This is a genomic window from Streptomyces sp. NPDC001351, assembly GCF_042896045.1.
Taxonomy (GTDB): domain Bacteria; phylum Actinomycetota; class Actinomycetes; order Streptomycetales; family Streptomycetaceae; genus Streptomyces.
Genome location: NZ_JBIAWS010000009.1, coordinates 432,678 through 452,097 on the forward strand (window position 1 = coordinate 432,678; position 19,420 = coordinate 452,097).

General features: G+C 71.5%; 15 protein-coding genes. 5 read left to right on the top strand and 10 right to left on the bottom strand.

The annotated features are described in order from the left end of the window. Window positions 1–132: 132 nt before the first annotated feature. Complete coding sequence (locus tag ACFY1U_RS32580) at window positions 133–1,095, top strand: SDR family NAD(P)-dependent oxidoreductase (protein WP_390697722.1); 963 nt, start codon at window positions 133–135, stop codon at window positions 1,093–1,095. On the opposite strand, the gene ACFY1U_RS32585 is transcribed toward ACFY1U_RS32580, so the two are convergent. Continuing rightward, complete coding sequence (locus ACFY1U_RS32585; protein WP_390697723.1) at window positions 1,092–1,748, bottom strand: M15 family metallopeptidase; 657 nt, start codon at window positions 1,746–1,748, stop codon at window positions 1,092–1,094. The genes ACFY1U_RS32580 and ACFY1U_RS32585 overlap by 4 nt on opposite strands. 43 nt (window positions 1,749–1,791) lie before the next feature. Further along, a complete protein-coding gene (locus ACFY1U_RS32590) occupies window positions 1,792–2,628 on the bottom strand; it encodes an alpha/beta fold hydrolase (protein ID WP_390697724.1) in 837 nt (278 codons plus the stop codon). Between the two features lie 166 nt (window positions 2,629–2,794). Here ACFY1U_RS32590 and ACFY1U_RS32595 point away from each other — a divergent pair, with 166 nt between their 5' ends. Further along, window positions 2,795–3,823 carry an SDR family oxidoreductase gene (locus tag ACFY1U_RS32595; RefSeq protein ID WP_390697725.1) on the top strand — a complete coding sequence of 343 codons (1,029 nt, stop codon included), beginning with the start codon at window positions 2,795–2,797 and terminating at the stop codon, window positions 3,821–3,823. A 42-nt stretch (window positions 3,824–3,865) separates the two neighbouring features. On the opposite strand, the gene nrfD is transcribed toward ACFY1U_RS32595, so the two are convergent. The 8 genes from nrfD to ACFY1U_RS32635 form a co-directional block, all read right to left on the bottom strand. Beyond that, window positions 3,866–4,810 carry an NrfD/PsrC family molybdoenzyme membrane anchor subunit gene (gene nrfD, locus ACFY1U_RS32600; protein ID WP_390697726.1) on the bottom strand — a complete coding sequence of 315 codons (945 nt, stop codon included), beginning with the start codon at window positions 4,808–4,810 and terminating at the stop codon, window positions 3,866–3,868. Further along, entirely contained in the window at window positions 4,807–5,649 is an 843-nt protein-coding gene (locus ACFY1U_RS32605; protein WP_390697727.1) for a 4Fe-4S dicluster domain-containing protein, read from the bottom strand. The genes nrfD and ACFY1U_RS32605 overlap by 4 nt, the downstream gene beginning before the upstream one ends. Continuing rightward, a complete protein-coding gene (gene fdh / locus ACFY1U_RS32610) occupies window positions 5,646–8,891 on the bottom strand; it encodes a formate dehydrogenase (protein WP_390697728.1) in 3,246 nt (1,081 codons plus the stop codon). Before fdh ends, ACFY1U_RS32605 begins: the two co-directional genes overlap by 4 nt. A gap of 18 nt (window positions 8,892–8,909) precedes the next feature. Continuing rightward, window positions 8,910–9,143 carry a hypothetical protein gene (locus ACFY1U_RS32615; protein ID WP_390697729.1) on the bottom strand — a complete coding sequence of 78 codons (234 nt, stop codon included), beginning with the start codon at window positions 9,141–9,143 and terminating at the stop codon, window positions 8,910–8,912. Window positions 9,144–9,356: 213 nt separating this feature from the next. Then, the gene (locus tag ACFY1U_RS32620; protein WP_390697730.1) at window positions 9,357–10,643 is read right to left on the bottom strand and encodes an ROK family protein; all 1,287 of its coding nucleotides are present in this window, start codon (window positions 10,641–10,643) and stop codon (window positions 9,357–9,359) included. 91 nt (window positions 10,644–10,734) lie between these two features. Next, window positions 10,735–11,700: a phosphotransferase family protein gene (locus tag ACFY1U_RS32625; protein ID WP_390697731.1), complete on the bottom strand. Its 966-nt coding sequence runs from the start codon at window positions 11,698–11,700 to the stop codon at window positions 10,735–10,737. A gap of 24 nt (window positions 11,701–11,724) precedes the next feature. After that, window positions 11,725–14,889 (bottom strand): bifunctional cytochrome P450/NADPH--P450 reductase, encoded by a 3,165-nt coding sequence (locus ACFY1U_RS32630; RefSeq protein WP_390697732.1) that lies wholly within the window; start codon window positions 14,887–14,889, stop codon window positions 11,725–11,727. 128 nt (window positions 14,890–15,017) lie between these two features. Further along, window positions 15,018–16,070: a LacI family DNA-binding transcriptional regulator gene (locus tag ACFY1U_RS32635; protein ID WP_390697733.1), complete on the bottom strand. Its 1,053-nt coding sequence runs from the start codon at window positions 16,068–16,070 to the stop codon at window positions 15,018–15,020. A gap of 210 nt (window positions 16,071–16,280) precedes the next feature. Between ACFY1U_RS32635 and ACFY1U_RS32640 the strand changes: the two genes are divergently transcribed. Genes ACFY1U_RS32640 through ACFY1U_RS32650 form a run of 3 tightly spaced genes read left to right on the top strand, consistent with a single transcriptional unit; the run spans window position 16,281 to window position 19,416 of the window. Then, window positions 16,281–17,570, top strand: coding sequence for an ABC transporter substrate-binding protein (locus tag ACFY1U_RS32640; protein ID WP_390697734.1), 1,290 nt, complete (start codon window positions 16,281–16,283; stop codon window positions 17,568–17,570). Between the two features lie 11 nt (window positions 17,571–17,581). Next, window positions 17,582–18,577, top strand: coding sequence for a carbohydrate ABC transporter permease (locus ACFY1U_RS32645; protein ID WP_390697735.1), 996 nt, complete (start codon window positions 17,582–17,584; stop codon window positions 18,575–18,577). Further along, the gene (locus ACFY1U_RS32650) at window positions 18,574–19,416 is read left to right on the top strand and encodes a carbohydrate ABC transporter permease (RefSeq protein ID WP_390697736.1); all 843 of its coding nucleotides are present in this window, start codon (window positions 18,574–18,576) and stop codon (window positions 19,414–19,416) included. Before ACFY1U_RS32645 ends, ACFY1U_RS32650 begins: the two co-directional genes overlap by 4 nt. The last annotated feature ends 4 nt before the right edge of the window (window positions 19,417–19,420 follow it).

Below are 19,420 nucleotides of genomic sequence, written 5' to 3' on the forward strand. Positions count from 1 at the left end.
CGCCATCCGTGCTCACCACCAGGCGAGCCCCGACCGGTCTCCCCCGTCCGGTCGGGGCTCTTTCCTGCCCGCGCCCGACCGCACCGGTCCGCGCTTGACTTCGAGAGCACTCCAATCCGTAGCGTTCTCGGCATGAGCACTGGCACTGCACAGCACAAGATCGGATCCGGTTTCGGCGCCACGAGCACGGCCGACGACGTCCTTCAGGGCGTCGACCTGACCGGAAAGCTCGCCGTCGTCACCGGCGGCTACTCGGGGCTCGGCCTGGAGACCACCCGCGCGCTGACCAAGGCGGGCGCCCGGGTCGTCGTCCCGGCCCGCCGCCGGGCCGCCGCCGAGGAGGCGTTGGCCGGCGTCGACGGCGTCGAGGTGGACGAACTCGACCTCGGCGACCTGGAGAGCGTACGGGCCTTCGCCGAGCGCTTCCTCGCCACCGGGCGGACCATCGACATCATGATCGACAACGCCGGGATCATGGCGTGCCCGGAGACCCGGGTGGGGCCCGGCGGGGAGGCCCAGTTCGCCACCAACCACCTGGGCCACTTCGCCCTGGTCAACCGGCTGTGGCCGGCGATCGAGCCGGGCGGCGCCCGCGTCGTCTCCGTCTCCTCCCGGGCCCACCACTTCTCGGGCATGCGCTGGGACGACGTCCACTGGGCGCAGGGCTACGACAAGTGGCAGGCCTACGGGCAGGCCAAGACCGCGAACGTCCTGTTCGCCGTCCACCTCGACACGCTCGGCCGCGACGCCGGCGTGCGCGCCTTCTCCCTGCACCCCGGCGGCATCCTCACCCCGCTGCAGCGGCACATCCCCAAGGCGGAGATGATCGAGCGCGGCTGGATCGACGAGGACGGCAACATCCTCAACCCCGAGGGCTTCAAGACCCCGCCGCAGGGCGCGGCCACCCAGGTGTGGGCGGCGACCTCGGCCCAGCTGGACGGCCTCGGCGGTGTCTACCTGGAGGACTGCGACATCGCCGAGCTCGCGGTCGACGGCGGGACCAGCGGCGTCAAGGACTGGGCGATCGACCCCGAACAGGCCGCCCGCCTGTGGGAGTTGTCGGCGGAGCTGACGGGCGTGAACGCCTTCGCCTAGGAATCACCCGGTTCCGTGGGCCCGTACAGGGCGGCGGGTGCGCCGGCGGCCAGGGCCCAGTAGCGGTCTCCGTAGGACCAGTGCCACCACTCGGTGGGGTAGTTGACGAGCCCGGCGGCCGTCAGCACCCCGCCGAGCAGGGCACGGTTGGCGCGGGCCTCGTCCGTGATGTTCGGGGCATCCGTGTAACAGGCGCTGTCGCTCTGTTCCGGGTTGGCGTTCATCTCGGTGCCCAGGTCCAGTTCGCGGCCGTCGGCGTCGGCGAGGGTCAGATCGACGGCCGCGCCCGCGCTGTGCGGGGCGATCTCGGGCGGGGAGACATAGCGGCTGGCGGCACTGCGGACGCGGTCGGCGGGCCAGTCGGGGTGTGCGGCGCGCAGTTCGTCGGCGTACCGCTCGAAGTAGCGGCGCTGGAGGGCCGGCGGCCGGTATCCCTCCACGAACAGAAGACGCAGGCCCTCGGGGAGCAGGGCCTGCGCGGCGAGGAGGCGGTCGAGGACGCCCCGGCGCAGATGCGTCTCGGCGCCGTGGGAGTCCTCGTGCTTGCGGTCGTCGACCAGAAGCTTCTCTCGTACGTCGACGAGGGGCTCGCCGTTCTCCGCCACCGGTACGGCGGCGACCCGGGCGTCGGACATCAGGATGATCTCGCTCATGTCCTGATCATCTCCCCGCCGCCCGGCCCGGAGCCGCCGGGGCTCAGCCGGCCATGAACTCCCGCAGGTCGGCGGTGAGTTGTCCGGCGTGGGTGACGAACAGGCCGTGGCCCGCGTTCTCGTAGACCTTGAGGGTGGCGTCGGGGGCAAGGGCGGCGGCGCGCCGGCCGGTCGTCTCCAGGGGTGCCGAGACGTCGTGCGTGCCGTGCACGACGAGCAACGGCACCTCCAGCTTGGCCAGTTCCGGGGCGACGTCGAGGGTGACGATCGTCTCCTGGACGGCGCTGGAGGCCCGCGCGGTGGACACCAGGCAGCGGTCGCTGAGGTGACGGACGTAGGCGGGCGAGACCTCGTTGCCCGGCCGGTCCAGGGCGAAGAAGCCGCTCAGTGCGTCGGGGTCGTTGAAGAACGCCGCCCGGTCGCGCAGGAAGGCCGCGTTGCCGGCCCGCATGACCGCGGGGTCCCAGCCGTCCGGGTTGTCCGGCGTGCGGACCACGCCCGGGGTGATGCCCGCCACGAGCGCGACACGGGCCACCCGGCCGCTGCCGTGCCGGGTCAGGCAGCGCACGATCTCCGCGCTACCCACGGAGTGGCCGATCATGGTCACCGCGCGCAGGTCCAGGTGGTCCAGCAGCCCGTACAGGTCGTCGGCGAGAGTGTCGAGGTCAAAGCCGTTCCACACGTCCTCGGAGCGGCCGTGCCCGCGCCGGTCCAGGCCCACGCAGCGGTAGCCCTCGGCCGCCAGCGGCAGCATCTGGAACTCCCACATCTCGGTGCCCAGGTAGGCACTGTTGACGAAGACCGCCACCGGGCCGTCGGCCGGTCCGTAGTCGACGTGGTGCAGCTGCGCGCCGTCGGCGGGGCTGGCGAAATACGGCATGGGACGTCCTCCTGCGATCCGGTGGGGTGGGTACGTCCTCCATCGTTCCGGGGGCCGGTACGGGCGTCGATTACCTCCGAGGTCATACGGCGGAGTCCGCGTGCCCTCACCCCGGCCGGGTACTCGGTGACCCCGTTTCGGACCGTGCGGCCGGAAGGAGACGAAGGTGAGCAGCGCAGTGGGCAGCAGAATCGTGGTCACGGGTGCCACCGGCAACGTCGGCACCAGTGTGGTGCGCCTCCTCTCGGAGGAAGCGCAGGTGGGGTCCGTGCTGGGTCTGGCCCGGCGGATTCCCGAGTGGTCGCCGGCCCGGACGGAGTGGTCCGCGGTCGACCTCGCGTACCAACATGCCGATCTGGTCAAGGAGTTCGCGGACGCCGACGCGGTCGTCCATCTGGCGTGGGCCTTCCAGCCCACGCACGATCCGGCGGCGACCTGGCGCACGAACGTGCTCGGGAGCATCCGGGTGTTCGAGGCGGTCGCGGCGGCCCGGGTGCCGACGCTCGTGCACGCGTCGTCGGTGGGCGCCTACTCTCCGGGGCCGAAGGACCACGCGGTGGACGAGTCGTGGCCGACGCATGGCTGGCCGGATGCCGCGTACTGCCGGGAGAAGGCCTATCTGGAGCGCACCCTGGACACCTTCGAGCGCGACCATCCGGAGGTGCGGGTGGTCCGGATGCGGCCCGCCTTCCTCTTCAAGCGCCAGTCGGCGAGCGAGCAGCGCCGGATCTTCGGCGGCCGCTTCCTGCCGGGCCCGCTGGCCCGCCCGGAGCTGCTGCCCTTCCTCCCCGACATCCCGGGCCTGCGGGTGCAGGCGCTGCACACCGACGACGCAGCCAGGGCGTACGTCCTCGCGCTCGGTTCCGAGGTCCGCGGCGCCTTCAACCTGGCGGCCGAACCCCCGGTCGACGCCGAACTGCTCGCTCAGCTGCTGGACACCCGCCCGCTCCGGCTCCCCCGTGTCGCGGCCCGCTCGGCGATCGCCGCCGCCTGGGGGCTGCATCTGCTGCCCGCGTCGCCGCATCTGTTCGACGCGGTGCTGCGGCTGCCGCTGATGGACTGCACGCGCGCGCGTGCCGAACTGGGCTGGCACCCGGAGCATGAGGCGACCGAGGTCCTGGAGGAGTTCCTGCAGGGCCTGCACCACGGCAAGGGGGCAAGGACCGAGCCGCTGTGGGGCCGCAAGGTCGGCTGACCGCCCTGAAGGGGCATAGGCCGCCTGCTCTATGTGATTGCTCTATGTGATCTCGTCGAGCCGTTCGCGCTGCGGGACCACCGTGTACCTGGGGTCCTGGGCCGAGGCGATGCCCGCCGCGAAGACGCCGAAGCGGGTGCAGGCCGATCCGGCGAGCAGGGCGAGCCCGGAGGCGACCGCGGCGCCGCGCCGTCGGCCGAAGAGGGCGCCGGTGACGGCACCGCCGGCGGTGAGCACCTGCGCCGCCCGCAGCAGCGCGCCCGCGCGGCCGACCCGCCAGGTCTCGGCGACCATGCCCAGGCGCTGCTCGGCCGCCTTCGTGACCGCCGCGTCGGCCAGCGCCGCCAGCCCGGCGGCGCAGCGGGCCGGGGCGTTCTCGCTCGTGGGTCCGGCGACGAGGGCCATCCCGGAGGCCGCCGCGGTCGCGGACGCCGCGAACAGGTACGGCAGCTCCCGGTGGACGCCGTGCCAGGCCGGTACGGCGGTGTCGGCGGCCAGCACCCCGGTGTAGGTGGCGACCGCGGGCCCCAGCAGTGCGGCGGCGCCGGTCGCCGCGCCCCCGAGACGCGGCGCCCGGCCGGTCACGGCGCTCGCGGCGGCCGCACCCGCCGCGGGCCCGTAGGCGCCGAGCAGCCAGGACCCGACGCTCATGGGCGAGGTCGGCTTGAACACCCGCAGCATGTTCGCGAACCGGCTCGGCTTTCCGAGGTCGTGGATGAGTGCGGCGGCCGACAGGGAGACGGAGACCAGCGAGGACACCTTCAGTGCCGTCGCGGTCGTCGTACGTCCGGTCAGCTGCGCGCCCGCGGCGAGCACCGAGCCTGCGCCGGCGAGCCCGCCGAGGAAGAAGTACCCGGCGATGTCGGGGGCGGCCCAGGAGGGCGCCTTGATGACCGGGCGGCCGTAGTAGGACTCGAACTCGGCCCGGGGGACGACGGGTTGCTCGCCGCGCCGCCGCCTGCGTCCCGCGCGTTCGGTCGTGCTCATCGCCGGTTCCTTCCCGTGAGCGCGAAGCAGGCCGCAATTCCGCCCAGCAGGGACAGGGCCGCCGCGCCCGCGTGCTTCCACATCTCCGGCAGGTCCCGGGTGGTGACCACGGGGTCCGGGGGCAGCCCGTACACCTCGGGCTCGTCCAGGAGCAGGAAGAACGCGCCGTCGCCGCCCACGCCGTCGTCCGGGTCGTGGCCGTACAGGTGGGCGTCGGCGACACCCGCCTCGTGCAGCTGGTCGACGCGCAGCGCGGCCCGCTCGCGCAGTTCGTCGAGCGGGCCGAACTGGATGGACTCGGTGGGGCAGGCCTTGGCGCAGGCCGGTTCCTGCCCTGCACCAAGGCGGTCGTAGCACATCGTGCACTTGAACGCGCGGCCGTCGTGCGGCCGTTGCTCGATGACGCCGTACGGGCAGGCGGGCACGCAGTACCCGCAGCCGTTGCAGATGTCCTCCTGGACGACGACCGTGCCGAACTCGGTGCGGAAGAGCGAGCCGGTGGGGCAGACGTCGAGGCAGGCGGCGTGGGTGCAGTGCTTGCACACGTCGGAGGACATCAGCCAGCGCAGTTCCCCGTCGCCGCCGACCGGTGTCTCCTGCGCGGTCGACCCGCCCTCGACCAGCGGGAGTCGGGTACGGCCGTCCGGGCGCGGCTGCTCGATGAAGGCCACGTGCCGCCAGGTCGAGGCGCCGAGCGCCTGCGTGTTGTCGTACGACATGGCCGTGAGCGACAGCCCGTCCCCCGGGATGGCGTTCCACTCCTTGCAGGCGACCTCGCAGGCCTTGCAGCCGATGCAGACGGAGGTGTCGGTGAAGAAGCCGACGCGGTCCTCGCTCACTTGCGTGCCTCCGTTCCGGTGTCCGGGGTGATGCCGGCCCGGGTGCGGTACTCGGCGACCAGCCTCGGCAGGTCAGGGCCGCGCGGGCGGCGGCCGGCGCGGATGTCGGCGGTCAGCGCCTTGTCCTCCTGGATGTGGGCGTTGGGGTCGAGGGCGATGGCCAGCAGTTCGTTGGCCGCGTCGCCCTTCGCGACGCCGTTGGGCCCCCAGTGGAAGGGCAGGCCGATCTGGTGGACCGTGCGGCCCTGCACCCGCAGGGGCCGGATCCGGTCGGTCACCAGCACCCGCGCCTCGACCGCGTTGCGGGCGGTGACGATCGTCGCCCAGCCGCCGTTCTCCAGGCCGCGCTCGCGAGCCAGCGCGGGCGAGACCTCGCAGAAGAACTCCGGCTGCAGCTCGGACAGATACTCCGACCAGCGGCTCATGCCGCCCGCCGTGAAGTGCTCCGTCAGGCGGTGCGTGGTGACGACGTACGGGAAGACTTCGGCGCCCTTCTCGTCGCCGCTGGGGTGGTAGCGGTTGCCCTCGCGCGGCAGCAGCTGGCGTACCGGATTGCGCGGGGTCGACGGGTGCAGGGCGTTGGGGAACGGCGAGTCCTGCGGCTCGTAGTGGGTGGGCAGCGGGCCGTCCTCCAGGCCTGCGGGGGTGAACAGCCAGCCCTTGCCGTCGGCCTGCATGATGAACGGGTCGTCGCCGCGCAGCGCGTCGGGGCCGACCGCGTCCTCGTCGGGCCCGAAGTTTGGCGGGCGGTCGGGGACGAAGTCCGGCACGTCGCGCCCGGTCCACTTGCCCTCCTCCGCATCCCACCAGACGTACTTCTTCCGCTCGCTCCAGGGGGTGCCGTCGGGGGCGGCGGAGGCGCGGTTGTAGAGGATGCGACGGTTGGCGGGCCAGGCCCAGGCCCACTCGGCGGCCACCCAGTCCTGCTCCCAGTGCGGCTTCTTGCGGGCGGCCTGGTTGACGCCGTCGGCGTAGACACCGCAGTAGATCCAGCAGCCGCAGCGGGTGGAGCCGTCGTCCTTGAGTTCGGTGTAGGCGCTCAACGGGGTGTCGTCGGGCCCATGGCCGCTGATCTCGGCGAGCACGGCGTCGGCGACGGGTTCCTCCAGGTCCCCGGTGACCGGGTAGTCCCAGGTCAGGTCGAGAACCGGCCGGTCCATGGGGTCGGTCGAGCCGGCCAGTTTCTCCTTGATGCGGCGGCCCAGGTGGTACATGAACCACAGGTCGCTGCGGGCGTCGCCCTCGGGTTCCACGGCCTGGTAGTGCCACTGCACCCAGCGGTTGGTGTTGGTGAAGGAGCCGGACTTCTCGGTGTGCGAGGCGGCCGGGAAGAAGAACACCTCGGTGCCGATGTCCTCGGTGCGCAGCTCGCCGGTCTCGATCTCGGGGCCGTCCTTCCACCAGGTCGCCGACTCGATCAGGGAGAAGTCGCGCACGACCAGCCAGTCCAGGTTGGCCATGCCCAGGCGCTGCAGACGGGTGTTGGCGGAGCCGACGGCCGGGTTCTCGCCGAGCAGGAAGTAGCCCTTGCAGTCGCCGTCGAGCTGGGCCATGACCGTGTCGTAGGTGGAGTGGGAGCCGGTCAGCCGCGGGATGTGGTCGAAGCAGAAGTCGTTGTCGGGAGTGGCCGCGTCCCCGTAGTAGGCCTTCAGCAGACTGACGAGGTACGCCCGCATGTCGGCCCAGAAGCCCTTCACCGTGCGGGTCGTCTCGACGAAGTTGTCGAGGTTCATGTCCTCGTGGGCGTGCGGCATCGGGATGTAGCCGGGCAGCAGGTTGAACAGGGTGGGGATGTCGCTGGAGCCCTGGATGGAGGCGTGGCCGCGCAGGGCCTGGATGCCACCTCCGGTGCGGCCGATGTTGCCGAGCAGGAGCTGGAGGACGCAGGCGGCGCGGATGAACTGGGCGCCGGTGGTGTGCTGGGTCCAGCCGACGGCGTAGCAGAAGGCACTGGTGCGCTCCGGGCCGGAGTTGGTCGTCAGCGCGTCGCAGACCTGCCGGAAGGTCTCGCGGGGGATGCCGCAGACCTCCTCGACCATCTCGGGGGTGTAGCGGGCGTAGTGCCGTTTGAGGATCTGGTAGACGCAGCGCGGGTGCTGGAGGGTGTCGTCGGTGGGGGCGCGGTGACCGGTACGCGCTCCGCCGGAGCCGTGCGCCTCGGCGCCGGCGGACTTGCGGGTGCGCTCCTCGTAGAGCTCGTCGGCCTCGCCGGCCGGCTGCTGGATCTCGACGCCCTCGTACTGCCAGGAGGTGGGGTCGTAGTGCTTCTTCTCCTCGTCCAGGCCGGAGAAGACGCCGTCGAGGTCCTCGGTGTCGCGGAAGTCCTCGCCGACCAGGGTGGAGGCGTTGGTGTAGTTGAGGACGTACTCGCGGAAGTCCTTCTCCTCGGTCAGGACGTGGTTGATGATCCCGCCGAGGAAGGCGATGTCGGTGCCCGCGCGGATGGGCACGTACAGGTCGGCGAGCGCGCTGGTGCGGTTGAAGCGAGGATCGACGTCGATGATGGTGGCGCCGCGCTTCTTGGCCTCCATCACCCACTGGAAGCCGACCGGGTGGCACTCGGCGAAGTTGGAGCCCTCGATGACGATGCAGTCGGAGTACTGCAGGTCCTGCATGAAGGTGGTGGCGCCGCCTCGGCCGAAGGAGGTGCCGAGCCCGGCGACCGTGGACGAGTGACAGACCCGGGCCTGGTTCTCCACCTGGACCACGCCGAGGCCGGTCAGCAGCTTCTTGATGAGGTAGTTCTCCTCGTTGTCGAGGGTGGCGCCGCCGAGACTGGCGATGCCCATGGTGCGGGCGGTGCGCATCCCCTCGTACTCCCACTGCCAGGTCTCGCGCCGGGTACGGACGACCCGCTCGGCGACCATGTCCATCGCCGTGTCCAGATCGAGCGGCTCCCAGTCGGTGCCGTGCGGGCGGCGATAGAGGACCTGGTGCTCACGGGCCGGTCCGGTGGTCAGCTGAAGGGTCGCCGAACCCTTGGGACACAGCCGTCCGCGGCTGACCGGCGAGGCGGGGTCGCCCTCGATCTGGACGACCTTCTCGTCCCGCACATAGACCTGCTGGCCGCAGCCGACCGCGCAGTAGGGGCACACGGACTGCACCACGCGCTCCGCACTGTCCGTGCGGGGACGCAGACCTTCGGTGTACGAGGATTTCGCGGCGCTCCCCCGGCCCGTGCGGTCGGTTCCGGTGAGCTGCCGGTAGACGGGCCATGCGCGGACCCGGTCGCCGATACCCATGGGGGCTCCCTGTCGCGGTCAGGCCGGGGACTCGTCCGGAGCGGGATGCTCGGGGTGGACGGTGGCCGAACGGGGGCCGTTCCGGCGCCCGGTACCGGCCTCGTCGGTGTCCGGCACCTCGTCCTCGGACATTTCGGCTTCCCTGTCCGGAACGGGGATGTCCAGCGGGTCCTCACCCTCGCCGACCTGCTGGTCGGGCAGATCCCGCGGCACGGGCTCGCCGCCCTTGCCCGCGTCGTGCCGATCGGCCACGGCGCACTCCCTTCAGTCGTTCAGGAGACTCGCGAGTACCTCCGCCGGTGACCACCGAAACCTGGGGGTGCATGCGCCGCGCCCCATAGGGGCAGGGCTGTGTCGATGTGCGGCTCCGCCGCGATGGGGGTCCCCCCCGCTCGAGCGAAGCCGAGAGTGGGGGAGCGACCAGCCACAACGCAGCAGCAGACACAAGACAGCCGCCCCCGGCACTCAGGGAGTGCGTTCCTCCAACGCCGTCCGCCACGCAGGCACCGGCCCCTCGGGCACCGGCTCCAGCCGCCGCCCGCCCCGGGTGAAAAAGTCGGCCAGCGGCAGAATCGCCGCACCGACGGTGACCGCGTCCGGCCCGAGCCGACCGAGATCGATGCTCACCTTCTCGGCCGGATGCCGCAGCGCATACGAGGCCGCATGCCGCCGCACCGCAGGCAGGAACCGCGCCCCCAGCTGAAGCCCCGCCCACCCGCCGATGAGAATCCGCTCGGGCTGGAACAGGTTGATCAGGTCGGACAGCCCGGCACCGAGATACTCGGCGGTCTCCTCCAGCACGGCCAGGGCAACCGGATCTGCCCCGCCCCCGTCGGCCGGGTAGGCCGAAGCGAGCATCGCCGTGAGCGCCGTCTCCTCGTCCGCCCCCTGGGGCGGCCGCCCACCCTCCTCGCGCCACCGCTCCAGCAGGGACTCCGCCCCCGCATACGCCTCCAGACAGCCGAGCGCACCGCACCGGCAGCGGCGCCCCCTGACCCGTACCGTCAGGTGCCCCCACTCGACCGCCCGCCCGTTCTCCACCTCCGGCGTCACGAGGCACGCGCCCACGCCGGAGCCGAACAGCACGACGATCGCGCTCCGTGCTCCGCGTCCCGCGCCGAACCACATCTCGGCCTGGCCGAGGGTCTTGGCGCCGTTGTCGATGAAGTACCGGACGCCGTCCGGGAGTTGGGAGGACGAGCAGAGCAGCGCCTCCAGCGGGACGGCGTCCCAGCCGATGGTCTGCCCGTGCACGACGGCGCCGCGCTCCGAGGTGCGCTCCACGATGCCGGGCACGCCGATGCCGACGCCGAGGAGCTGTTCGGGGCCGATACCGGCGCCCGCGAGCACCTCGGTGATCCCGTCGCGGATGTGGCCGACGATGACCTCGACGTCGTAGCGCTGCTGTTCCAGGGGCCGCTCGGTGCGGGCGAGTTCGGTGAGGGTGAGGTCGAACAGCTCGACGCGCACCCGGGTCTCGCCGACGTCGACACCGATCATGTGGCCGGCGCCGGGTGCCACGCGCAGCAGGGTGCGGGGGCGGCCGCCGTCGGAGTCGACGCTGCCGGCCTCCTCGACCAGGCCGTCGGCGACCAGGTCCGCGACGACGTTGCTGACCGAGCCGGAGCTCAGCCCGGTCACCGGGCCGAGCTCGAAGCGGCTGAGGGGTCCGTCGAAGTAGAGCCGCTGCAGCACGACCGCGCGGTTGGCCCGCCTGAGGTCGCGCACCGTGCGCCCGTTCCGCCCCGCCATGTGGTTCCTTTCGCGCCCTGTCCGACCTGCAACATACCCCTGCGGACAGGCTTGGCGCGACATTCCTCCAACCCTTAGTTCACGGTGTGAGCTAAGAGGTGGCCTCCTCGATCTCGTCCAGGGCGGCCACGAGCTCCGGCGCGACCGCCTCCTCGCGCCACCGGATGTCCCCCTCCCCCATCGCCCGCGGGACGGTCTCGACCAGCATGATCAGGTAGAGATAGGCGCGGTAGAGGGCGAGACGGAGGAGGGCCGGGCGGTCGAACTCGGCATGTCCGCCGCCCTCCCGGTAGCCCGAGAGGAACGCCTCGTCCTTCCTGATGTCCCCCAGCAGCGCCAGGGAGACGAACTCGGCCAGCGGGTCGCCCCAGAACATGCGCTCCCCGTCGATGAGCCCGCCGATGCGGACGGAATCCGCCGAGCGTTCCACGAGGATGTTGCCGTCCCACAGGTCGAAGTGGACGAGTGCGGGGACGGTGACCTCGTCGAGGGTGTCGTAGGCGGCGCGGAGCGTGCCGGCGATCTCGTCGACGGACCTGGGCAGCCGGGCCGAGAAGCGGCGGGCGTCGTCGAGGACCGCCTCCAGCATCCCGCCGAAGGCGGTCCCCCAGCCGGGAGCGAGGGGACCGAGCGCGCCGGACGGGTAGCCGAAGGCGGTTCCGGTGACGCGGTGCAGGGCGGCGACCTGGCGGCCCAACTCCCCGCGCAGACAGGCATGTTCGGCCTCGGCGAGGGATCCGTCCCACGGGTCGCCGGGACATGCGGTCATCAGGAGTACGGAGCTGGCGTCGTCGAGGGCGACGAGCCGCGGCGCCCGCACCCCGGCCCTCTCGGCGCCGCGGTAGAACTCCGCCTCGGCGACGAGGAGCCGACTCTCGTAGCGCAGTCCGGGGGTGTCCGGCGCGACCTTCAGTACGTAGCGGCTGCCGTCGGTGAGCCGGAGTTCCTCGACGGTGTTGTAGGTGCCGCCGGTGAGGGGGCGCAGGTGGGCCAGCCGGCCGGGCGGGATCTGTGCATGCTCCAGGATGCGTCGGGCCCTCTGCCAGGAGTCCACCACCCTGCGCCCACCCCTCCCCCTCGGTCAGCCGGCCGCGTACACGTCTTCGACGTAGCGGCCGTCCGCGATCAGTGCGTCGAGCCACTCCTCGGCCGCCGCCGTGTCGGCGCCCGTGCGGTCCCGGTACAGCGTACGGAACGCGTCCCGCACGCCTGGCGCCATTTTCGAACCGTCGCCGCAGACGTACACCCGGGCTCCGGTGCCGAGCAGCTGCCAGACCTCGTCGGCCTCGGCGGCGATGCGGTGCTGTACGAAGGTCCCCGCGGTGCTGAAGGCCGGGCGGAGCGACACCGCCCCGGAGGCCTCGGCAGCGCGCAGTTCCTCGGCGTGCAGGAAGTCCGCGTCGGGTGCGTCGCAGCCGAAGTAGCAGAGGGCGGGTGCGAGTTCGGTTCCCATGGCGAGGGCTGCCGTACGGTCGGCGACGGCTCCGCGGAAGGGGGCCAGGCCCGTGCCCGCCGCGATCATGATCACGGGGGCGGAGTGGTCCAGCCGAAAGGCCTCCCGGCACGGCTGGACCCGGGCGAGGATCGTCTCGCCGGGCCGGACGTCGGCGAGGTGACCGGAGCCGGTCCCCCGGTAGACGCCCTTGCCGGAGCGCGCGGGGGCTTCGAGCAGGGAGACCATCAGGTCCACGTGGTCCGCGTCGACGGCGGGCGAGGAGGAGATGGAGTAGTGCCGTGGCCGCAGCGGCGTGAGGATCTCCAGGAGCTGAGGCCAGTCGAGGGCGCCGCGCAGGGCGGGGTGGTCCTCGATCAGCTCGACGAGGGTGCGCGGGTCGTCGGCCGGGAGGGCGGCGAGGGCCGCACGCTCGGGCGGGCAGGGGTTGGCGGCGGCGAGCGCGGCAAGCTGGGCGGGCATCGGCCGCTCCTGCAACTCGACGTGCTGAGCCAGTAGTTGACGGACCGTCAAGGGACGGTCGATCGCCAGGCCGTCGCGGCGGGGGCGGGTGGCGCGGATGTCGAGAACGGTGTCGGGGTCGACGCCGAGTGCGGTGGTAGCGCGGTTCACGAGGGCGGGGGCGTTTACGGGCAGCACGGTGAGGTGGTCGGCGGTGCGGTAGGCGGCGCCGTCCGGCAGGGCGACGCGGACGAAGCGCTTGCGGCGCGGGTGGCCGGGGGCGGTGAGGTCGTACGCCTCGGTGACGGTCATGGGGAGGAGTCCGTGCCGTTCGGCGAGGGCGTCCAGGGGGCCGCCGGTGAGGGTGCGGACCTCGTACGCCGCGGTGGGCTCGTCGTCGGCTGGGGCGGTGGCGTCCGGGTCGCCGTACTGTTCGAGGAGGGCAGTGCGCAGTCGGGCCGTGAAGTCCCTTACGGTCCCGGTGAGGTCGCCCGAGGCGTCGGCGGCGGCGCGGTCGACGAGCCGGGTGGCGCCGAGTTCGGCGAGGCGGTCGTCGATGCGGGTCGGGACGTGCTGGTAGGTGGCGGCCCAGTTGCGGTCGCCGACGCCGAGGACGGCGTAGGTGACGTCCGTCAGGTCGTGGGTGTCCTCCAGCCAGGCGGCGAAGGCGGTGGCGTCGTCGGTGGGTCGGCCGTTGTAGGAGGCGGCGGTGATGACGACGGGCCGGTCGGTGGGCAGACCTTCCGCGTAGGCGTCCAGTGGTGCGATCTCGGTCTGGCAGCCGATCCCGGCGGCCTCGTCGGCGAGCCCCGCGGCGAACTCGCGACAGGTGCCGTAGTTGCTGCCGTGCAGGAGGAGGACTCCGGTGCCGGGGCGGACGCGGGCCGGGAGGGTGTGCAGGTCGGGGCTGGGCGAGGTCTCGGCCGGGCGGGTTCCGGGGAGGACGCCGTGTTCGCGGTCGGCGGTGGTGCGCGGGGTGAGGGTCAGGGTGAAGCCCTCGGGCTTGAGGGTGAGGGTCTCCTTGACGTGGAGCGCGTAGTCGGCGTGGTCGTGCAGGCGGTAGCGGTGGACGAGCATCGCCAGCAGCATGGTCGCCTCGTGCAGCGCGAACTGCCGCCCGATGCAGGCGCGTTCGCCGGTGCCGAACGGCTTGAAGGCGTGCACCGGGCGAGCCGTCTCCGCCTCGGCGGTGAACCGGGAGGGGTCGAACAGCTCGGGGTTGTCGCCCCAGACGGGCTGGCGGTGCAGCATCGGGGCGAGCACGGTGACGGCCTGTCCGGCGCGCAGCGGGATCCGGCCGCCGAGCAGGGTGTCCTGGAGGGCGTGCCGGCTGAAGGCTGCGGCCGTGGGCCACAGCCGCAGGGCCTCGTTGAGGACCTGGCGGGTGTAGCTCAGCCTGCCGATCTCGTCGTACGTGGGCTCGGGGTCGGCGCGGTCGCCCCACAGGGCGTCGGCCTCGCGCTGGACGAGCTGGAGCGCGGTGGGGTGCTTGGCGAGGTAGTACAGGGCGAAGGACATGGCGCCGGAGGTCGTCTCGTGGCCGGCGATCAGGAAGGTGATGACCTGGTTGCGCATGTTGGCGGTGTCCAGGGTGGTGCCGTCAGCCGGGTGCCGTGCGGTGAGCATGAGGCCCAGCAGGTCCTCGGCGCCGGTCTGGTCGGTGCCGGTGCGGGAGGCGATGACGTCGTCGACGACCTGGGCGAGGTAGGCGGAGTCGTCACGGAAGGCGGCGTCGGCGGCCGAGTGGTCCCGGCCGGGGGTGCGGGCGAGCCGGGTCATGCTCCACTCCAGGCAGCGGACCATGGACTCGACGAAGGGGTGGGGTTCGTCCCGTCCGAAGGACCCGAAGTCGTAGCCGAATCCGGCGAGTCCGATGGTGTCGAGGGTCATCCGGGTCATGTCGTCCGGCACGTTGACGGGCTGCCCCTCGCGGGCGGCCCGGTCCCAGGACGCGATGAGCCGCTGGGCCACCTTCAGCATCGCGGGGTGGTAGGTGCGCATGGAGCCGAGCGCGAAGGCGGGCATCAGGATGTCGTGCGCCTTGGCCCAGTTGGGCTCGTCGTCGTATGCGGTGAACAGGCCGTCGGCGGTGAACTCGCGGACGTTCTCCAGCGCGGGCCCGACATGCTTGGCGAACCGGGTCTCGTCGGCGAGGTCGGCCACCAGGTCCAGGTCGCCGACGAACAGCGTGTCGCGTCCGTGCAGCCGCCGCACGAGGACCGGGCCGTGCTCGCGCATGAGGTCCATGACCTGCTGGATGGGGGTGCGGCCGGGTCCGGTGGCGGTGATGTCGACGAGGGGGACGCCGGGGAGGGTGGCCGCGGTGTGGGGGTGGAGGGCGGTGGGGGGCATGGCGCGACAACTGCCTTTCGCGGTACGGAAGTACTGCGATCAAGGTTGGTCGAGCGGATCCGGCCGTCCACGCCACCGGACTACATGATCGTGTAGTCAAGAACGTCCCCGGGGGCTTGCGGAAGCGCTCAGGAGGGGTTCTCGTCCTCCGTCGCGGGACCGGGCGGCCGGGCGGTGGTGCCTCGCGGGATCAGACTGGTCGGCAGGACGATGTGCCGCTCGTGGTCCGCCTCGGGGTCGTTGATCAGGCGCAGCACCAGCTCCCCGGCGACCCGGCCCATCTCGGAGGGCGACTGGGCCACCGTGGTCAGGTCGAACCACTCGGCCAGCGGCTGGTCGTCGAAGCCGAGGACGGACATCGCCTCGGGCACCTCGATCCTGGCCTTGCGCAGGGTCCAGATGAGGGTGGCGGCGAGCTCGTCCTGTTCGGCGAAGACCGCGGTGGGCGGCTCCCGCAGGCCCAGCAGCTGCCCGAGCGCTTCGGCGACGGCGCGCTTGTCCTCGGCGGGAGCGGCCACCACGAGCGAGTCGTCCACGGGAATGCCCGCCTCGGCGAGCGCCTGCCGGTAGCCGTGCAGCCGCGCGTGCGAGCTGAAGGAGAAGCCGGTGGCGCCCGGGCTCTGCATGAAGGCGATGCGGCGGTGCCCCAGGTTCAGCAGGTGCCGGGTGCCGCTCAGGGCGCCGGCCGCGTCGTCGACGTACACGCTGGGGCGTCCCTCGGCGTGCTGACTGACGTAGATGACCGGCATCCCGAGGTCGTCGAGGCGGGCGCTCTCCTCCTCGGTGAGGTCGAAGCAGTGGACGAGCAGGGCGTCGGCGTTGCGCCGGGCCGGCAGCTGTTCGAAGAACGCGGCGCGTTCGGCCAGGTCCGGTATCACGTAGAGGGCCAGTTCCATGTCCGCGGCGCGCAGCAGCGGGCCCAGGCTGGACAGGGCCGAGCCCATGAACCACGACTTGAGCGTGGGCACCAGCACCGCCACCACGCCGGTCCTGCCGGTCACCAGGCTGGAGGCCTGCCGGGAGACCGCGAAGTTCAGCTCGCGCGCGGCCTGTTCGACGCGGGCGCGGACGTCCGGCGAGACGCTCGACAGCCCGCGCAGCGTGCGGGAGACGGTGGACGTGGAGACCCCGGCCCGTTCGGCGACATCGGCCATCGTGGGGTGCCGTTGGGCTGCTGGCATGGGCGGACGTTAGCACAAGCGTGCACCCGTCCGCCCCTCTTCGTGACAGCGCTGTCACGGCATTACTTGCGCGTAACGCATTGACGTGTCGCCTGGCTTGCTCCTAGCTTGCAAGCGTTGTCTCAACAGGAACCAAATACTTGAGCAAATCTCACCTATATACGATCTGACCTGCATATTTTCCCCTGCAATCGCTGCCCGGGAGTGACCTTGAAGAACAGGAAGGCCAGAGCACTGCGACGCTCCGGTGCGCTGTGCGCGGGGCTGGCCGCCGTTGCCGCGTGCGGCACCGGCGGCGGCTCGGTGTCCAGTACGGGCCGCGGCCCCATCACCTATGTCGCCGGTGCCGACAACACCGGGACCGTGCAGGCGGTGCTCGACCGCTGGAACAAGCTGCACCCGGGCGAGAAGGTCACCTTCGTCCAGCTGCCCACCGATCCCGATGCCCAGCGGCAGCAGATGATCCAGAACGCGGCGACGCGGTCGGACGCCTTCACCGTGCTGTCCCTGGACGTCGTGTGGACCTCGGAGTTCGCGGCGCACCGGTGGGTGGACCGGCTGCCCGAGGCCCGCTTCCCGCTGAGCCGGATGCTGAAGCCGATCGTCGCGACCGGCATGTACCGCGGCGGCCTCTACTCCGTGCCGGCCAGCTCGGACGGCGGCATGCTCTACTACCGCACCGATCTGCTCCAGCAGGCCGGTATCGGCCGGCCTCCGGTCACCTGGGCGGAGTTGAAGGCGGACTGTGCCAAGGTGCGCAGGCTCCCCGCGGCCAAGGGCGTGTCCTGTTACGCGGGTCAGTTCCAGAAGTACGAGGGCCTGACGGTGAACTTCGCCGAGGCGGTGAACTCCGCGGGCGGGGTCGTCACCGACGCCCGGGGACGCCCGCACCTCGACACCCCGCAGGCCAGAAAGGGCCTGGACTTCCTGGTCAGTTCCTTCCGGGACGGCACGATCCCCAAGGAGGCCGCCACCTACCAGGAGGAGGACGCCCGCCGCGCCTTCCAGTCCGGCAGGCTCGTCTTCGAGCGGCAGTGGCCGTACATGTATCCGCTGGCGAACAAGAAGGACGGCTCCAGCAAGGTCGCGGGGAAGTTCGCCGTCGCACCGCTGCCCGGTCTGAACGGGCCCGGCGCCTCCAGCCTGGGCGGCCACAACCTGGCGCTGTCCGCCTCGGCGAAGAACAAGGCCACCGCCCTGGACTTCATCCGGTTCTTCACCAGCCAGGAGACGCAGCGCTTCACGCTGGCCTACGCGCCGGCCGCACCGACGTACCAGGCCCTGTACCAGGATCCGCGTCTGGTGAAGAAGTATCCCTACCTGCCCGTCCTCAAGCAGTCGATCCTGCATGCGGTGCCGCGGCCGCGGGTCTTCGGCTACGGCGATGTCACCGCGGCCGTGCAGCGAGAGGCGTTCGCCGCGCTGACCGGGGCCAAGAGCAGCGCGAGCGCGCTCAAGGACCTGCAGAAGGACCTGCGGCAGCAGGCGGCGGGGAAGTGAGGAGACACGACATGGTGACCACCCACAACCCGCCGGACAGCCTCGACCGGCCGGCAGCGAAGACCCGCGGCGGCGCCGGCCGGGCCCTTCGGGACCGCCGCCGCAGAGCCACCACCGGCGAGGGCAGGCTCGGCGCCCTGCTCGTCTCGCCAACGCTGCTGGTCCTGGCGGTGGTAGTGCTGTATCCGACGATCGTGGCACTGAAGGACTCCTTCTACGGCACCCCGGGCCTCGATCCGAAGACGGGGTTCGTGCGCGACCACGACCCGTTCGTCGGCGCCGACAACTACACCGCGATCTTCGGGGCGGCGGGCGACCGCTTCTGGAACGCCTTCTGGAACACGACCTTCCTGACCGTCACCACGGTCACGCTGGAGACGGTGCTCGGCATCGCGATGGCGCTGATCATGCACCGTGCGCTGCGCGGCCGGGCGGTCGTCCGTGCGTCCATCCTGGTGCCGTGGGCGATCCCGACCGCCGTCACGGGTCTGCTGTGGCGCTGGATCTTCAACAGCGACGGCGTGGCCAACGCCCTGATCGGCCGTCAGATCCTATGGACCACCGAGGGGTTCCACGCCAAGGTCGCGGTCATCGTGGCCGATGTGTGGAAGACGGCTCCGTTCATCGGGCTGCTGGTGCTGGCCGGGCTCCAGGTGATCTCGAAGGAGGTGTACGAGGCGGCCAGGATGGACGGGGCGGGCGCGCTGCGCCAGTTCTGGAGCATCACGCTGCCGCTGGTCAAGCCCGCGCTGCTGGTGGCCGTGCTGTTCCGTACGCTCGACGCGCTGCGCATGTTCGACCTGCCGTACATCCTGATCGGCGCGCAGAAGACATCCGTGGAGACCCTGTCCATGCTCGCCCAGGACCAGGCCGCGAATGTGCGCTTCGGGCCGGCCGCCGCCTACGCGGTGATCCTCTTCGTCTACGTCTTCCTCATCGCGTTGGCGTTCGTACGGCTGCTGGGCGCCGACGTGGTGCCGCGCCGCCACAAGGAGGTGGCTCCATGAACTCCGCCGCCCTGCACCCGGTCCTGCGCAGAGCACTGCTCTGGCTCGGGGTCGCCGCGGTCGTCGCCTACTGTCTGGCCCCCTTCTACTGGATGCTGGTCTCCAGTCTGCGCCGCACCTCGGACATCTTCGACAACTCCCTGTTCCCCGCGCGGATCTCGTTCGAGAACTACCGTGCCGTGCTCGACCCGTCCGAGAACTTCACCCGTGCCCTGTTCAACAGTCTGGTCGTGGCGGGCATCACGACCGTATGCGCACTGCTGCTGGCGACGTTCACGGCGTATGCGATGGCGCGGCTGGAGTTCCGCTTCAAACGGTTCGTGCTGACGCTGATCATCGCCACGTCGATGTTCCCGGTGGTGTCGATCGTGGTGCCGCTGTTGAAGATGTTCGTCGGCTTCGGCTGGATCAACACCTACCAGGCGATGATCGTGCCGAGCCTGTCCTTCACACTGCCGCTCGCGGTGTGGAACCTGACGGCGTTCTTCCGGCAGATGCCCGACGAGCTGGAGCACGCGGCCATGATCGACGGCTGCACCCGTGCCCAGGCCTTCCGCCGCGTCATCATCCCGCTCGCCGCGCCCGGCATCCTCACCACCGCGATCATCACCTTCATCGCCGCCTGGAACGAGTTCCTGATCGCGCTGTCGATGACCAACAAGCCGGACATCCAGACCGCGCCCGTCGCGATCTCCAAGTTCGCCGGGGCGACCCAGTTCGAGACGCCGTTCGGCAGCCAGATGGCCGCCGGGGTCCTGGTCACGGTGCCGCTCGTGGTGGTGGTGCTGCTGTTCCAGCGCCGGATCGTCGCCGGCCTCACGGCGGGCGCGGCGAAGTAGCCCC

Bases quoted from the DNA above. Each gene is read 5' to 3' on its own strand.
- ACFY1U_RS32580 (WP_390697722.1), top strand. From the start codon at position 133: ATGAGCACTGGCACTGCACAGCACAAGATCGGATCCGGTTTCGGCGCC.
- ACFY1U_RS32585 (WP_390697723.1), bottom strand. From the start codon at position 1,748: ATGAGCGAGATCATCCTGATGTCCGACGCCCGGGTCGCCGCCGTACCG.
- ACFY1U_RS32590 (WP_390697724.1), bottom strand. From the start codon at position 2,628: ATGCCGTATTTCGCCAGCCCCGCCGACGGCGCGCAGCTGCACCACGTC.
- nrfD (WP_390697726.1), bottom strand. From the start codon at position 4,810: ATGAGCACGACCGAACGCGCGGGACGCAGGCGGCGGCGCGGCGAGCAA.
- fdh (WP_390697728.1), bottom strand. From the start codon at position 8,891: ATGGGTATCGGCGACCGGGTCCGCGCATGGCCCGTCTACCGGCAGCTC.
- ACFY1U_RS32620 (WP_390697730.1), bottom strand. From the start codon at position 10,643: ATGGCGGGGCGGAACGGGCGCACGGTGCGCGACCTCAGGCGGGCCAAC.
- ACFY1U_RS32630 (WP_390697732.1), bottom strand. From the start codon at position 14,889: ATGCCCCCCACCGCCCTCCACCCCCACACCGCGGCCACCCTCCCCGGC.
- ACFY1U_RS32635 (WP_390697733.1), bottom strand. From the start codon at position 16,070: ATGCCAGCAGCCCAACGGCACCCCACGATGGCCGATGTCGCCGAACGG.
- ACFY1U_RS32645 (WP_390697735.1), top strand. From the start codon at position 17,582: ATGGTGACCACCCACAACCCGCCGGACAGCCTCGACCGGCCGGCAGCG.
- ACFY1U_RS32650 (WP_390697736.1), top strand. From the start codon at position 18,574: ATGAACTCCGCCGCCCTGCACCCGGTCCTGCGCAGAGCACTGCTCTGG.